Below are 14,830 nucleotides of genomic sequence, written 5' to 3'. Positions count from 1 at the left end.
TCAGTCCAAGTCCTTCCAGCCCGGATCCGGGCGGAAGCGGTCGCCATGGCTTTCGGCCAGTTCGGTCAGGCGCGCCACCACCTCATCCACGCCACGCGAACGGGCGTAGTGCATCGGCCCGCCGCGAAACGGTGCGAATCCGGTGCCGAATATCAGCGCGCCATCTACCTGATCGCTGTCGTGGGCGATGCCCTCGCGCAGGCATTCCACACAGGCGTCAAGGATGGGCAGGATCAGCCGGTCGGTGATGGCCTGTGCGGTCTCTGGGTTCGACGCGGCGCCTTTGTCGGCCTTGCCGTCCGTCCAATCGTAGAAACCCCGGCCTGATTTCTTGCCCAGATCTCCGTTTTCGATCTTGTCGGTCAGCCAGCCGGGAATTTCGACCATCGGCTTGGATAGACCCGATTTCAGGCTTTCGGCCACATGAAGGCAGATATCGAGGCCGATCTGGTCGGCCAGTTCTACCGGGCCCATCGGCATGCCGAAGGCTTCGGCGGCGGCGTCTATGGTTTCTTTCGCGTGGCCCTCCTCGATCAACTGGATCGCCTCCAGAAGGTAAGGCGTGAGCGCGCGGTTCACCAGATAGCCGGAATAGTCGCCGACGCGTGCGGGCAGTCGCCCTATGGTGCCGCAGAAGGCGGCCAATCGATCCGCCACCGCGCCGTAGAGGGCGTCGTGGGAGACGACCTCGACCAGTTGCATCTTGGAGACCGGGTTGAAGAAGTGCAGCCCGGCAAAGCGGCGCGGCCGCTTGAGGGTCTTGGCGAGTTCGGTGATCGAGAGTGACGAGCTGTTCGTCACCAGCGTCGCGGTCGGGTTCATCCGTGGCTCGATCCCGGCATAGATCTTGCGCTTTATCTCGGCGTCTTCTGGTCCGGCCTCAATGACCAGGTCGGCCTTCGGCACGCCCAGCCCGTCCGGATCGGGCATCAGCCGATCCAGCGTATCGCGGTTCTCGATGCCGCTCAGGTGCTGGTCCTTGCAGATGTCGCCCGCGCGGCGGATCGTCTGCCCCAGCGCCTTGAGATCGGGGTCCGAGAAGGTCACGCTCTTGCCATTCAGCGCGCACCAGGCGGCGATTTCGCCGCCCATGGTGCCCGCCCCCACGACATGGACATGGGTGATGCCGTCCTGGCCGTCGCCATCGTTCTTCAGCGCCTGCCGCAGGAAGAACACCCGCACCAGATTCCTTGACGTCTCGTTGGTCACGAGGTCCGCGAATGAGGCAATCTCGGCCCGTTGCATCTCGTTGCGGTCGCCCCCATGCGTCTCCCACAGCTCGATCAGCGCGTAGGGTGCGGGATAGTGATCTCTGCTCGCGCGTTCCTTGACGGTGCTGCGCATCTTGCGTGCGGCCAGGCGGCGCGCAGGCGAAAGCGCCATGGCGCGGTCTTTCAGGCTGGGTCCGTCGTGCTTGCGATTACCGTTGATGGCGTCGCGCACCGCCGCTTCGACATGGCGTTCCTCGACGATTGTCTCAACGATTCCCAATGCCTTGGCCTTCTTCGTGTGCGCCGTCTTGCCGGTCAGCATCAAGGTCATGGCCTCGATCGGGTCGATGCGTTCGGTCAGGCGAAATGTCCCGCCGAGCCCCGGGTGCAGCCCGAGGTTGACCTCGGGAAAGCCGAAGCTGGCACCGTTCACTGCAATGATCCTGTCGCAGGCCAGCGCGATCTCGAAACCGCCGCCAAGCGCTTGTCCGTGCACGACGCAGACCGTCGGGCATTCAAGCGCCTCGAGCCGGTCGAGCACGGCGTGCCCCTCATCCAGCATGGTCTTGAAGTCGTCGGCATCCTTCAGATCGCGGAACATGTTGATATCCGCCCCGACGGCGAAACTGCCGATCTTGGCCGAGCGGATCACGACGCCTTCGGGCGGATCCTCCGCGATGGCGTCAAGCTGGCGGTCCAGCCCCTCCAGCACGTCGCGCGAGACGGTGTTGGCGCCGGCCTCTTCGACATCGAGTGCCATCCAAAGGATGCCCTGCGCATCGCGGGCCGCGCGCCACGGCCCGTCGCTTTCGGCTGTTCGGGCGGGCCCCAGTTCCAACCATGTCTTTCCCAGATGGTTCAGCACAGGTCCAGTCATGCCATCGCCTCCAGCAACATTGCGCCGCCCTGGCCGCCGCCGATGCATTCGGTTGCAATGCCGCGTGTCAGGCCCTTGCGCTTCATCGCGTTGGCCAGGTGCAGCACGATCCGGTTCCCGCTTGTGCCGACCGGATGTCCCAGCGCTACGGCACCGCCGTCGATGTTCAGGCGGTCGCGGTCGATCGCCCCGAAGGCCGCGTCCAGGCCCAGGACCTGCTTGCAGAAATCAGCGTCCTCCCACGCGGCCAGGCAGGCCAGCAGTTGGGCGGCAAATGCCTCGTTGAGTTCCCAAATGTCCACGTCATCGCGGCTCAATCCCTGGCGCCGGGTGATCGCAGTCGAGCACAGCACCGGCCCCAGCCCCATGATCGATGGGTCGAGCGCCGACCATTCGCTGTCGACGATCCGCGCGATCGGGGAAAGCCCGTGGTCCTCGACGGCCTTTTCGGAGGCGACGATCACCCAAGAGGCCCCATCGGTGATCTGGCTGGCATTGCCCGCGGTCACCTTGCCATGGGGTTTTTCGAAGACCGGGCTCAGCGTGGCAAGCGACTCGGCGGAGCTGTCGGGGCGCACGCCGTCATCGTGATCGTAACACGCACCGTCCCTGTCGAAGGCGGGGGTCAGTTCGCCCGACAGCCAGCCTTCTTCCTGCGCCCGCGCCAGGCGCTTGTGACTCTCCACAGCGTAAGCGTCGGCCTGTTCACGTGTTATACCGAAGCGATGTGCGAGGATCTCGGCCGTCTGGCCCATGTTCAGATCGGTGACCGGGTCGGTCAGGCCGCGTTCAAGCCCGATGATCGGCTTGAAGAAATTCGCGCGCAGCCCCGCCAGTTGCGACGCCGTATCCAAAGCGCCATCGGCGGTGGCCATGCCCGCGTACCACTCGACCGCCTCCTGACGCAGAACCAGCGGCGCGTGGCTCAGCGCCTCGGTCCCGCCGGCAAGGATCAGATCGTGTCCGCCGTCACGGATGTAGCGATAGGCGGTGTCGATCGACTGCATGCCCGAGCCACAGTTGATCTGCACCGTGAAGGCTGGCATCGCCGCCCCCATCCCCAACCGCAGCGCGGCGACCCGGGCGGGGTTCATCTCGTCGGCGATGACGTTGACACAGCCAAGGATGACCAGATCCACGGCATCGCGCGCGAAGGGCTGGCGCGTCAGCAGCGGGCGGCCGCATTGCACGGACAGATCCACGGGCGTGAACGGCCCCGGCTTGCCCCTTGCCTTGACGAGCGGGGTTCTTGCGCCATCGATGAGGTAGACAGGACGATCGGTCATTTCTCGGCCTTTCGGGATGCCTTTGGAGCGGCTTTCGGCTTGGAGGATTTCAGGTCCGGGAAGAATGCCGCGAGTTCATCGGGCGCGAAATCGTCCACGGCGATGACCTTCTGCACGGCGGCTTTCATGGCGTTCAGCTTTTCGTTCTCGGCCTTTGAGATCTTGCCCGCGTCGAGCGCCTGCTTCTGGGTCATGTCCGCCTCGCGCAGCCGTTTTTCCAGTGGTGCACAGTCGATCACGGCTGCAAAGGCCGCGTCCAGTTGCGCGATGCCTTCATGCGCACAATTCTCGAACAAGGCACCGGACAGCCGCGCACGCGTCTCGGTCGGTTCGGTGATCAGATCGGCGCAATCTGCGGTCAGCGCATCGGAAGGTCCGCGCGATGCGTGCCGGGGCAGCGTCACGGCGCGCAGCAGCCAGCCGGCCCACCGCGCCGGCAGATTGGCCTGCGCCTGGTCAAGGCTGCGGCTGATCTTTGCGAACGCGGTCTCGGCGGCGAAATGCACCAGCGGTAGGTCGGCTTCCTTTTTACCCTCATTCTCCCAGCGCTTCAGCGTCGCCGACAGGAAATAAAGCTCTGACAGCACATCCCCCAACCGCGCCGACAGCATCTCGCGCTGCTTGAGCGCGCCGCCCAGCGTCAGGAACGCGAAATCCGACGTCAGCGCAAAGGCGGCGGACCAGCGCGACATGCGCCGGTAGATCTGCGTGACGGCGCCCGCGTCGCGCGGTGCCGGAGCAAGGCGCGCGCCCGTCCAGGCACGCCCCAGGGCGCGGAAGAACGTCGCGGTCGTATGGCCGACATGGGCCCAGAAATGCCGGTCGAAGGCATCCAGCGACCCGGCGTCGTCCTCGATCTCGAGCGCTTGCATTTCGTCCAGAAGATGCGGATGCGCCCGGATCGCGCCTTGCCCGAAGATGATCAGGCTGCGCGTCAGGATGTTGGCCCCCTCGACGGTAATCCCGATGGGTATCGCCTTGTAATGCTCGGACAGATAGTTGCCGGGGCCGTCTATCACCGCCTTGCCCGCATGGACATCCATGGCATCGTTGAGCGCGTCGCGCATGCGTTCGGTGGCGTTCGCCTTCATGATGCCGGATATCACCGCCAGCGCCTGACCCTGATCCAGCCCGACGCAGGTCAGTTGACGCGCCGCATCCAGCGCGTAGGCGTTGGCCCCGACCCGCGCAAGGCGTTCCTGCACACCGCCGAATTTTGACACCGGGATACCGAATTGCTGGCGCACGCGGGCATAGGCGCCGGACGTGTGCGCCGACATCACGGTGCCCGCCGCCGACAGTGACGGCAGCGAGATGCCGCGCCCGGCGGCCAGCGCGCTCATCAGCATCATCCAGCCCCTGCCGGCGTACTCCCGCCCGCCGATGATGTTGTCGAGCGGAACAAACACATCGGTGCCCGTGGTCGGCCCGTTAAGGAACATCTGCCCGGCCGGGATGTGGCGGCGGCCGGTCTCTACACCGTCGAGGCTCGTCGGTACCAGCGCGCAGGTGATGCCGATATCCTCGGTATCGCCCAGCAGGCCATCGGGATCGCGCATCTTGAAGGCAAGGCCCAGAACGGTGCAGACGGGCGACAGGGTAATATAGCGCTTGGCCCAGTTCAGCCGCAGGCCGAGCACCTTTTCACCCTCCCATTCGCCTTCGCAGACGATGCCGGTGTCGTTCATCGCCGCCGCGTCCGACCCCGCCTCTTCACTGGTCAGGCCGAAGGCCGGAAGCTCGGTGCCGTCTGCCAGCCGCGGCAGCCAGTAATCCTTTTGCGTATCGGTGCCGAACTGCATGAGCAACTCGCCCGGGCCCAGAGAGTTTGGCACCATGACCGTCACCGCCGCCACGAGCGAGCGCGCCGAGATCAGGCGCACAACCTCGGAATGGGCAAGGGCCGAGAACCCGAGGCCTCCGTATTTCTTCGGAATGATCATCCCGAAGAACCCCTTGTCGTGCATCATTTTCCAGACCTCTTCGGGCAGGTCGGCGGCCAAGTGGTTCACGCGCCAGTCATCGACAAGCGCGCACAACTCCCGGCACGGGCCGTCGATGAACGCCTGCTCCTCGTCCGTCAGGCGCGGGGGGTCTGTCTCGCGCAACTTGCGCCAGTCGGGGGTGCCGGAAAACAGCTCCGCCTCCCACCACACATCCCCGGCGCTTAGTGCCTCGGCCTCGGTTTCCGACATCGTGGGCAGGGCAACCTTGGCCCAACGGTGGATAGGTCTTGTCAGGTAATCGCGACGAACATGGCGTATCTGCATTTTCACTCCCTTCGGTGAGGCCAGGGCGTGCACGGTGCGCGGCAAACTAGTCTTGACGCTTTTTCCGAGGGCGTCAAATTGCGGCGTCTCCATGAACCCTAACACATGCCCTGTGCCGTTGAAGATGAATTTGTGAGGGCGGGAGATAGGCCGCTCGGCGCGCGCGTTGCGGGCTGACGGCGCGTGCTTCTTCGAAGAATGTTGGCCCCTGGGTCGGCTTGAAACCATCGCGCAGCCAGTCTGGCGAGAGAGATATCTAAGGCGGCATCCTACCCGAAGAATGCGAACCTCGCAGCGACGGTAGCTCTTGCAGGGATAGGTCTTGAGGGCACCAAGGTGCGCCTCATCGCAGATCCCAATTCAAAAGAAAACGTCGGGATAGTAGAGGCCGAGAGCGCGGCTGGTCTGCTGAGAGTCGAGCAACGCGGTGGCGCAAGTGGCAACCCAAAGACATCCGATTCAACGGCTTTCAGCCTCGCCCACGCGGTATCTAATATAAATGCAAGGTTAGTCATTTAGATTGTGGCGGATCGACCTCCTTGGCGTTTGGAACAAAGGGTTCGGCTCGGTGCGGGACAGCAGCCGCCCGGCTGGTTTCCTACGACGTCAATTCCAAGACGTACCAGTTAGGTACCGGATTGGTCGAACTTGCCAAAAGTGCGACTCGTTTGAATGACTTCGCCGATATCGCACGACCCCGACTGCAGGCCCTAGCGAGCCGGTTCAATATGACGGCGACAGCCACGTCCAAGACTGACGACCAGCATCTTGCGCTCGTCGCGTTTGCTAACGGGTCTCCGAATGGCCTGCGTCTCGAGGTAAAGCCCGACGATATCCGTGACCTTCTCCTCGAACTTCGGGTCGTTTGAGACCTTGAACCCCTTTGTGAGATGCGGCTTCAGGCCAGCCTCCGCCCATATGCGGCCGACGCTCGACGGCGAGATGCCCATGGCTTCGGCCATCAGCGCGCGACTCCAGTGCGTGGCGTTGGGCGGTGTCTCCTGCACCGTCTTGGCGATGACCTTCAGCCGCGTTTCCATGGGCATCGGCGGCACACGTGACGGTCGTGTCTTGTCGCGCTTGAGACCTGCCACGCCTTCCTCGAGATACCGTTGTTGCCAGCGCCAGACCGTGGGTTTCGACGTCTTCGCGCGCCGCATGATCTCGAAGGAGCCATGACCATCCGCCGTCGCCAGCACGATCTCGGCCCGCCAGACAAGCTTGCGCACGGTGTTGCGGTTGCTGATCAGAGCTTGAAGCTCAGCACGGTCGGCGGGGCCAAGGTAAAGGCAGATGCCGGAACGTCTCATGCCAGGAATGTGGCACATCAAGCCGCCAATGGGAATCCTGTGTCAGGTGGAGAACACTAGATGGCTCGGCTTCGACCCAAATCGGAAATTTCGGAATCAGAGAAATGCCCTTTGACGATCAGCGTCTCAAGTAAAAACGCCCGGGCTTTGGCGATATGCGACCGCTCTATTTCGGACGCTGTTTCGCTGTCTCCCTCGGCCAAGGCATCAATAAGCAGGAAATGATCTCTACTGTCCTCATCCTTGCGTGGTGAGAAATCGACCGTCAGGCGCATCACGCGCTCAAGCTCCTCAAAAAGGGAGTCGGTCAGCGTGGAAATGCGCGCGTTCCGCGATGCCCGCGCCACGGCAACGTGAAAGCGTCTGGCGGCAGATTGCAGTTCGCCCTGACCGGATGCTGGCAGGTAGTCACCGAGAATCGCACGCAGCTCCTCCAACTCAGCCGGAGTGATATAGCGTGCTGCCATGAACGCAGCATGGGGGCCGAGCGCCGCTCTGAGATCAAGAATCTCGTGAATGACGCGGAAGGTAATTGGCTTCACGCGGTAGCCGGAGCGTGGAAGTATGTCGACCAGTCCTTCGATCGACAGGCGTTTCAATGCATCGCGCAATGGAGTCTTGGAGACGTTGAACCGCTCGGTCAATTCGTTGGTGTCGATGGTTGCGCCCGGGCGCAGTCGACACTGCATGATGTCGGCGCGCAGCGCGCCGTAAATGGCATCAGACAGGCTTTCGAGGGGATCGCGGGTTTCCATCAGCTTTGAGCCAGTTCTCAAGACCTTATCTCCATGCTTTGCTTCCCGACGATCCTGGCTATACCAGAATTCAAGCCCTGTGCGAATTTACCTCGATGTCAGTTGCGTGCCCAAGGCACAACCCGGCGTTCGATCAGATCAATAAGCGTGAGGGTGAGATAGCCTAGCATCGAGATGGTCACAATGCCCACAAACATCCGGGTCACCGAGAACGTTTGCCATGAAGACCAGATGAAAAAGCCGACACCACTGCGCGCACCCAGAAATTCGGCTGCGGCAATAATAATGAAAGAGGTGCCGGCCGACAGTTTCAGCCCGGTGAAGATTTGAGGGAGAGCCGAGGGCAGAGCAATTTGAGTGAATACCTGGTATCGATTAGCACCCGTGCTTTGTGCAACGTCCAGATAGATCTGTGGCACCTGCCGAACGCCACCGAATGTATTATAGTACATAAGAAAAAATACGCCGATGGCGATGATCACGTATTTGGACATATCGCCAGTGCCGAATACCAGCAGGATTAGCGGCAGGATGGCAATCTTGGGCACCGGATAGAGCGCGGCCAGGATTGGGCCAACGATCTGACGCGGCCGCAGGAACAAGCCCAGGAAAATACCCATGAAAAGGCCCGGGATTGCCCCCATCAGAAAACCCACCGCAACCCGCTGGAGCGTGGCGCCGATATGGCGGAACAGTTCCAGGGAAACGATCATCGACAGGAACGTTTCGGCGATGGCGGAGGGCGGCGGAAAGAAGCGACGGTCGATAGCGCCCAATTGCGCGCTGATCTCCCACAGCAGAAGTATGACGAGGGGGCTGAAGTAAGAGAAGTTGCGGAAGACGCGCTCGCGATGAAAGGGTGCGCGCAGGCGCGCTTGCTCTTGCGTCGACAACTCCGCAGTGACCGCGTTCTCGGCTGGTCGCATGTGGTCGGTATTTGTGTTTGTCGCGCTCATCACGCCTCTCCCTCGCCTACTGCGCTGCCTTTTAGCAGTGACCAGACTTCGTAAGTCAGATCCCAGAACCGCTCGTCGCGGCGCAATTCAACGACATCGCGCGGGCGGCTGAATCCGACCTGCAGGTCGGCCAGTATCCGTCCGGGTCGATGCGACATCACCAAAACCCGGTCGGCCAGTGTCAGGGCTTCATCAACGGAATGGGTAATGAACAGAACCGTCTTGCCAGAGGCATCCCAGATGCGCAGCAATTCCTGCTGAAGTTCCAGCCGGGTCTGTTCGTCAAGCGCCCCGAAGGGCTCGTCCATCAACAAGACATCGGCGTCTTCGGCCAGTGCGCGCGCCACTGAAACCCGTTGCTTCATCCCACCTGAAAGCTGGTGCGGAAGCGATTTTTCGAATCTATTCAGGCCCACCAGATCGATCAGATGCCGCGTCCGCTCCAGCCGTTCCTTGCGCCACATCCCGCGGACGCGCAGCGGGAAGGCGATATTGTCCTGTACCGACATCCACGGAAAGACCGATTGCTCCTGGAAAACCACCGCGGGTCGTCCGCCGCCCACCACCTGTACCGCGCCGGAGAGGGGTTGCTCCAGATCGGCGATCACCCGCAAGGCCGTCGTCTTGCCGCATCCGCTGGGGCCGACGAGGCAAACGAACTCGCCCTTTCGGACGCTGAAGGAGAGATTCTTGAGCGCAATTGTTTCGCTGTCGGTGCGCGGCTCGTAGAAGGCCTTGGTCAGGCCTTCTACGATGATTGATGTTTCGGTCGTCACCGTCATTGCTGCGCGCTGTCCACCAGAGCGTTGGCGCGTTCCAACAGATCGGTGCGGTAAACTTGGCTGATGTCGATCTCGCCCTCGTATTCAAGCGCGCCCATGCTGTGGAAGAACGCTTCCTGCGCACGCACGGAGTCGAGGTTGATCGTGCCATCGGCGGGGCGCACGGTATACGCGATGTTGTTCAGCAGATCGGGTTCCATGCCGGTGTATTCGCCAATGATCCCCTGCACCTCGGGGTCATCCCAGCCGCCGCCGTCGAGCAGGCGCGAGGCCTCGATATAGCCGGCCAGAAGACCGACGATAGCATCTTCGTTGGCTTCCACGAATTCGGTGTTGAAGGCGATGAAGCCCAGTTCGACGCCATAGGCGTGGTCCTCAACCAGCCGCTGTGCAAGCCCTTCTTCTTCAAGCCGTGTGGCGAAGGGTTCGATCGACCAGCCCGCCTGGATGCTACCGTTAAGGAAGGCTGCTGCGGTTGCAGGCGGGGGCAGGTAGACGGCCTCCACGTCGTTAACCGTCAGGCCCCCTGTTTCCAGCGCCAGCGCGACGGAATAAATTCCGAATCCCCCCGGGCCGGGAATGCCGACGCGCTGTCCTCTCAGATCCTCGACACTGCGGATACCATCCTCCCACGCCTGCTGGGAGACCATGAACGGTGAAGGTGAACGTCCGCTTTCCGGCATGCGTGCCATGGTGGCGACAATCGTGACCGTCGCACCCATGTTGATCGAGTTGAACAGACCCGCACCCCAAGTTGCGGCACCGCCTTCGGAATTGCCCGAGGCGACGAGCTGGATTGTTTCGGCAGTGCCGGTCTTGGGCGCGAGGCTCACATCGACCCCGTATCTTTCGAACATGCCCATCTCTTGCGCGACGAAGAAGGGGGCATAATCGGTAAAGGGCGAATACAAGAACTCGATCGGCCCGGACTGCGCTTGCGCAACCGCGATACTGGCCATGATCCCTGCCGAGAAGGTGAGCGCGGCGATGTGTGATGTTGGCTTTTTCATTTCAGGATTCCCCAGTTGGACAGATGGCGATGATTTCTGACGTCGCAAGACCCGCGCGCCCAAGCTGCCGGAGCTCGATCGCTGGCTGTGAATCCCGGTTCGCCAAGGATTTCGACACTTCTTCCACTAATGAATGACTCTGATATGGTATTGCGTCAAGTTGAAATTTCAATCATCGCAGATGATGCTCTAATTGAGCACGCGATCCTAAGTAGGCACGATCTTCTTATATTATTGGTGATTAATGCGCCGGCGGCGATCGAACTTCACTGCCGACGGAGGGTGAGAAATATTAATTTGACTTTTTGATGTATCAGATGCACTCTCGTAAGAAATGGAAAACATGCGCTGGGCAGCCTCGCCGCACTTCTTGTCGTGGGATGGGCACACACCGACACTGCAACCAAAGGAACAGCATGATGATAGCCTTTCCTGAGGCAGTCGAGCGATTGACGGCAGCCTTGGGCGGTGGTCCATCGGCTAGACTGGCCGCATCCGCGCTGATCGAGGCCGACGCGCTTGGTATGCCGCGCTTTGGCATCGACTTGCTGGGAGAATGGCCTGCGGATACCGCGCCTGTTTCGAAGGACGTGAACCCGCAAGCGACAAGTTGGCGCGATTGTTCGTCCTGTTTCGCGCCGCTTGCGGTCGCGGCGGCAACGTTGGAACTGTGCACTGCGGCACGCCGCTTCGGGGTTGCGGTAGTCTTCCTTCGCGGCGTCAGAGGGTTTGGCCGTCTGGCTCCCTTTGTGCGATCTCTTGCCGATGGCGGTTTGATTGGCATCGCCGGAACAGAGGGCCCACCCTTCGTCGCGGCGCACGGCGGTACGCGGCCAGTGATTGGCACCAACCCGCTGGCCCTTGCGATGGGTCAGGGTGCTGAGCGCGTTGTGATCGACCTTGCCAGCAGCAGTGGAACCATGGCTGATGTCCGAAGCGCGCGCGCGGAGGGCAGGCCGCTGAAAGACGGGTTCGCACTTGACGGTACGGGGCAGCCAACCCGGACTGCAGCCGAGGTCGCGGCGCTGTTGCCGCGCGGTGGGCAAGTCGGGTCACTGTTAGGGCTCATGGTCGAACTGATCGCTGGCGTCGCCGGTGGTGGCCGCGGTGACCCGAAGGGGCGCGGCGTTTTTCTTCTTGCAATCGATCCGGGTGGGGCTGCTGAGGCCGTTGATATCCGAAACACGCTTGCAGGGTTGCAGCACGACTGGGTTGATGGCGGCGGGCACTGGCCCCGCGGCGGTGGCCTTTCTGCCGAGGCTACGCTGGACGCAGCGTTTGTTCAACGCCTCGACGCGCACCTCGTCCGTATGTCTGCTCAGAGGGGCGGATAGTGTTGCACAGCCTGAGCGACAATCCGAAACAAAGCCGGAAAGGACAAAGTCCAGATGACGATATCCCACACCGCGTCGCCCGTATCAGCGCCCATATTGTCAATTACCCCTGTCGATGGCCTGATAGACGTCCCGCGCCGGATCGTCGTCTCGGGCCTTATGCCTGATGAGCTGGTCGCGCTTTCGGCCCGGACGCAGCGAACGGGCGGGGCGTTCTGGGACAGTCAGGCGACGTTCATGGCGGACGCGCAAGGTATAGTCGATCTGACGCGCGACGCGCCGGTTGGCGGCGATTACGCCGAGATTTCGGCCATGGGCCTGCTTTGGAGTCAGCACCCGTCCGACGCAACGGGCCTAGAGGTTTTCGCCGACGATGTGATGCAACCCCTGACTACTTCGCTGACGGTCGAGACAGCGGACGGACGCCGCGCCGAGGGTGAACTTGCCCAGCGTTTTGCCGTGCCCGGTGTCGCCCGGCGTGAGATCCGCGAGGAAGGGCTGGTGGGCACGCTGTTCACCCCGACCGGCCCCGGGCCGTACCCGGTGGTGATGGTGCTCAACGGTTCAGGCGGCGGCATCAACGAGGCGCGGGGCGCGCTTTACGCGTCGCACGGCTATCAGGCGTTTGCTCTGGGCTATTTCAAGGTCCCCGGTCTGTCACCTTACATTACCGAAACACCCCTCGAATATTGCGAGACCGGGTTGCATTGGGCGCGGCGCGAACTTCGGCCACGGAATGACTTTGTTGCGGTGAGTGGCCAGTCGCGCGGTGGCGAACTTGCGCTTTTACTTGGCGCGACTTTCCCCGATCTGGTCTCTGCTGTCATTGCCTATGTGCCCGGTGCCATGGTCCATGGCGCGCAGGGGGCCGGTGACCCGGCGCGCGGGGGCTGGCAGGGCGCGACCTGGACCAAAGGCGGCGTTGCCCTGCCGCATCTCTGGCAAAACAATAGTGCGGTCCACTGGCACCCCTGGGCAGGTGACGCACCACCCGATCGGCACCATTCGGTCTTCTTTGAGGGGCTGAAGGATCGCCCGCTTGCGGACCGGGCCCGCATCCCGGTCGAGCAGATTGCGGGACCGGTCCTGTTGATTTCAGGCCGCGATGACCGTGCCTGGCCATCCAGCCTGTATTCGCGCATGGTGGTTTCGGCCCTGCACCGGCAGAAGCATCCCTATCTCGTCCGTCACCTTGATTTCGACGATGCCGGTCATTCCATCAATCTGCCCTTCGTCCCGACAACACAGTTGAGCCGTGCGCACCCTGTCTCAAAAGTGCCGTTCACCACCGGCGGAACAGTTTCTGGCAACGCCAAAGCCGACCTCGGTTCATGGCACGGCGTTCTGGCCTTTCTGCACGAGATCACCGGGCGCTAGCCAGCAAGCCTGACAACCGGGCGCCACCAAAAGTTAACGACCCTTCGAGAGGAAGAGGAAGATGAACATGGCTACAATAGAACACCTAGAAGGCCAGTGGCGTGAATGGCGCCATGCCCACGTCGCAACGATGTTCCGGCCCTATGGCTGGACCTCACTTGTTGCTCAGTACTGGCTGGAGGAAAATGACCGTGACGCCCATTTTGAAATGCTGCCTGGAACATGGTCCGTTGAGGACGGCAAGGTCATCTTCAACCCGCCTGCCTCTGGCCCGTCGCTTTCGGTGAACGGTACCTATCCGGCGGGGCCGGTCGAGATCATCCCGGGGCGCAACCAAACCTATGGTCACGGTGACAGTGTGCCTGTCTATTTCGGCGTGATGGAGGTTGAAACCGTTTTGCGCACCAGCCACGACGGGCAGCGGCTTTATGCAGTGCGCGTCCGCGACCCGCGCGCGGCAACCCGGCCCGAGGATGTCGGCGTTACAGCTTTCGACTATGATCCCGCATGGCGCTTGCCCGGTGTTTACACCCCGGCACAGCGCGTCGATTTCGAAGCCGAAACTGTTGAGGCTGGGGTTCGGGAAACGACGCCGCGTATGGGCACCTTCACTTTCGAGCTGAACGGAATTTTCCATGAACTCTTGCTGATCGGTAAAGATACATCAACAGGCGTGCAGCCGGTCGCGCATTTCCGTGACAAAACAAACGGCTCCGTCACCTATGGCGCGGGCCGAGTCGTTGAACTTCACTTCGCCGATGAAGAGGGCCGCCGCATCGACTGGATTGACTTTAACTACGCGGTTGCCCTGCCATGTGCCTTTACAAACTTCGTCACCTGTCCATTGGTCCCGCCTGAAAACTTCCTCGACATCGAGGTGCTTGCCGGTGAGAAACGCCCCGCGCAAACCGTGGCGAGGACCAATACCTATCAACGTGGTGCGACTGTCACCTGAGCGCGCGTTTCAACTGGTCGCGCCGACATTACCAGAGTGAAAACGCTGCTGTCGCGACCTACTGCTTTTCTCAAGAAAGTGTTGGTGATCACTTGGACTTGTGTTTAGCTCTTTTCTTTCAGCATCCAGAGTACCTCAAGGCAGGCAGCGAAGGGTCGGGCATCTACACCATCAGTGCCCGAATTTCGGGGGGGGGGCACCTCACACATCAAAGCATGCTCCAGCCAGAACAAGAGGCATGCTCGTTATGACGAACATGCCTCTGCCTGCCGACAACCACTCCGCCGAAAAGCTACGACTTCAATCTCAATTGGTCTTCATGACTATTTCTGCGGCGTATAGGCGGTGGCCTTGATCTCGATCACCAGTTCGGGGCGAGCCAAACCTGCGACTGTCTGACGTCAGCACCTTTGGGACAGATTTGAGGATTTGAACAACGGAGGGTTTCTGGTTCATCATAGCCTTTAAGGAGCGAAGATGAACAAGAAGCCCGGAACATCGAAAGACGCAGCTGACAAGCTGGTCAAAAACATCCGCCGCAAGACCCGCCAGACCTACTCGGCGGAGGAGAAGATCCGCATTGTTTTGGCCGGATTGCGCGGGGAGGAAAGCATCTCGGCGTTATGTCGCCGCGAGGGTATCTCTGACAGCCTGTATTACACTTGGTCGAAGGAATTCCTTGAGGCTGGAAAGCGTCGTCTTTCCGG

The 14,830-nt window shown here is 61.6% G+C and carries 13 protein-coding genes; 5 read left to right on the top strand and 8 right to left on the bottom strand.

Annotation, left to right across the window (positions count from 1 at the left end; genetic code table 11):
• From BMW66_RS15625 to BMW66_RS15615, 3 genes are read right to left on the bottom strand one after another with little or no spacing between them, the layout of a single operon-like run.
• Window positions 1–2,088 carry a 3-hydroxyacyl-CoA dehydrogenase NAD-binding domain-containing protein gene (locus BMW66_RS15625; RefSeq protein WP_093119844.1) on the bottom strand — a complete coding sequence of 696 codons (2,088 nt, stop codon included), beginning with the start codon at window positions 2,086–2,088 and terminating at the stop codon, window positions 1–3.
• Entirely contained in the window at window positions 2,085–3,374 is a 1,290-nt protein-coding gene (locus BMW66_RS15620; RefSeq protein ID WP_093119843.1) for an acetyl-CoA C-acetyltransferase, read from the bottom strand. Before BMW66_RS15620 ends, BMW66_RS15625 begins: the two co-directional genes overlap by 4 nt.
• Window positions 3,371–5,644 (bottom strand): acyl-CoA dehydrogenase, encoded by a 2,274-nt coding sequence (locus BMW66_RS15615; RefSeq protein WP_093119842.1) that lies wholly within the window; start codon window positions 5,642–5,644, stop codon window positions 3,371–3,373. Before BMW66_RS15615 ends, BMW66_RS15620 begins: the two co-directional genes overlap by 4 nt.
• A 240-nt stretch (window positions 5,645–5,884) precedes the next feature.
• On the opposite strand from BMW66_RS15615, the gene BMW66_RS15610 reads away from it, so the two are divergent.
• Entirely contained in the window at window positions 5,885–6,163 is a 279-nt protein-coding gene (locus tag BMW66_RS15610; RefSeq protein ID WP_093119840.1) for an aspartate dehydrogenase domain-containing protein, read from the top strand.
• A gap of 191 nt (window positions 6,164–6,354) precedes the next feature.
• Here the strand turns inward: BMW66_RS15610 and BMW66_RS15605 are convergent, their stop codons facing one another.
• From BMW66_RS15605 to BMW66_RS15585, 5 genes are all read right to left on the bottom strand, one after another.
• Window positions 6,355–6,954 (bottom strand): helix-turn-helix domain-containing protein, encoded by a 600-nt coding sequence (locus BMW66_RS15605; RefSeq protein ID WP_245729508.1) that lies wholly within the window; start codon window positions 6,952–6,954, stop codon window positions 6,355–6,357.
• Window positions 6,955–7,010: 56 nt separating this feature from the next.
• The gene (locus BMW66_RS15600) at window positions 7,011–7,709 is read right to left on the bottom strand and encodes a GntR family transcriptional regulator (RefSeq protein WP_093119839.1); all 699 of its coding nucleotides are present in this window, start codon (window positions 7,707–7,709) and stop codon (window positions 7,011–7,013) included.
• Window positions 7,710–7,807: 98 nt separating this feature from the next.
• Window positions 7,808–8,665: an ABC transporter permease gene (locus BMW66_RS15595; protein WP_217639323.1), complete on the bottom strand. Its 858-nt coding sequence runs from the start codon at window positions 8,663–8,665 to the stop codon at window positions 7,808–7,810.
• Window positions 8,665–9,447 (bottom strand): ABC transporter ATP-binding protein, encoded by a 783-nt coding sequence (locus tag BMW66_RS15590; protein WP_093119837.1) that lies wholly within the window; start codon window positions 9,445–9,447, stop codon window positions 8,665–8,667. The genes BMW66_RS15595 and BMW66_RS15590 overlap by 1 nt, the downstream gene beginning before the upstream one ends.
• Window positions 9,444–10,457 (bottom strand): ABC transporter substrate-binding protein, encoded by a 1,014-nt coding sequence (locus BMW66_RS15585; protein WP_217639322.1) that lies wholly within the window; start codon window positions 10,455–10,457, stop codon window positions 9,444–9,446. The genes BMW66_RS15590 and BMW66_RS15585 overlap by 4 nt, the downstream gene beginning before the upstream one ends.
• Before the next feature lie 419 nt (window positions 10,458–10,876).
• On the opposite strand from BMW66_RS15585, the gene BMW66_RS15580 reads away from it, so the two are divergent.
• From BMW66_RS15580 to BMW66_RS15565, 4 genes are all read left to right on the top strand, one after another.
• Window positions 10,877–11,791 (top strand): Ldh family oxidoreductase, encoded by a 915-nt coding sequence (locus BMW66_RS15580; RefSeq protein ID WP_093119836.1) that lies wholly within the window; start codon window positions 10,877–10,879, stop codon window positions 11,789–11,791.
• 54 nt (window positions 11,792–11,845) lie between these two features.
• Window positions 11,846–13,168: an acyl-CoA thioesterase/BAAT N-terminal domain-containing protein gene (locus tag BMW66_RS15575; RefSeq protein WP_093119834.1), complete on the top strand. Its 1,323-nt coding sequence runs from the start codon at window positions 11,846–11,848 to the stop codon at window positions 13,166–13,168.
• A gap of 61 nt (window positions 13,169–13,229) precedes the next feature.
• Entirely contained in the window at window positions 13,230–14,123 is an 894-nt protein-coding gene (locus BMW66_RS15570; protein WP_217639321.1) for a DUF1684 domain-containing protein, read from the top strand.
• Between the two features lie 477 nt (window positions 14,124–14,600).
• Window positions 14,601–14,830 (top strand): transposase (locus BMW66_RS15565; RefSeq protein WP_139196192.1); only part of this gene is annotated, 230 nt, incomplete at its 3' end.

This window comes from Salinihabitans flavidus (assembly GCF_900110425.1).
GTDB lineage: Bacteria > Pseudomonadota > Alphaproteobacteria > Rhodobacterales > Rhodobacteraceae > Salinihabitans > Salinihabitans flavidus.
Note: the sequence above shows the minus strand (reverse complement) of the source record. Positions and strands in the feature narration are given on the sequence as shown.

Excerpts from the sequence above, each read along its gene's own strand:
- BMW66_RS15625 (WP_093119844.1), bottom strand. The coding sequence starts at position 2,088 with ATGACTGGACCTGTGCTGAACCATCTGGGAAAGACATGGTTGGAACTG.
- BMW66_RS15615 (WP_093119842.1), bottom strand. The coding sequence starts at position 5,644 with ATGCAGATACGCCATGTTCGTCGCGATTACCTGACAAGACCTATCCAC.
- BMW66_RS15620 (WP_093119843.1), bottom strand. The coding sequence starts at position 3,374 with ATGACCGATCGTCCTGTCTACCTCATCGATGGCGCAAGAACCCCGCTC.
- BMW66_RS15605 (WP_245729508.1), bottom strand. The coding sequence starts at position 6,954 with ATGAGACGTTCCGGCATCTGCCTTTACCTTGGCCCCGCCGACCGTGCT.
- BMW66_RS15575 (WP_093119834.1), top strand. The coding sequence starts at position 11,846 with ATGACGATATCCCACACCGCGTCGCCCGTATCAGCGCCCATATTGTCA.
- BMW66_RS15585 (WP_217639322.1), bottom strand. The coding sequence starts at position 10,457 with ATGAAAAAGCCAACATCACACATCGCCGCGCTCACCTTCTCGGCAGGG.
- BMW66_RS15570 (WP_217639321.1), top strand. The coding sequence starts at position 13,230 with ATGAACATGGCTACAATAGAACACCTAGAAGGCCAGTGGCGTGAATGG.
- BMW66_RS15580 (WP_093119836.1), top strand. The coding sequence starts at position 10,877 with ATGATAGCCTTTCCTGAGGCAGTCGAGCGATTGACGGCAGCCTTGGGC.
- BMW66_RS15590 (WP_093119837.1), bottom strand. The coding sequence starts at position 9,447 with ATGACGGTGACGACCGAAACATCAATCATCGTAGAAGGCCTGACCAAG.
- BMW66_RS15600 (WP_093119839.1), bottom strand. The coding sequence starts at position 7,709 with ATGGAAACCCGCGATCCCCTCGAAAGCCTGTCTGATGCCATTTACGGC.
- BMW66_RS15595 (WP_217639323.1), bottom strand. The coding sequence starts at position 8,665 with ATGAGCGCGACAAACACAAATACCGACCACATGCGACCAGCCGAGAAC.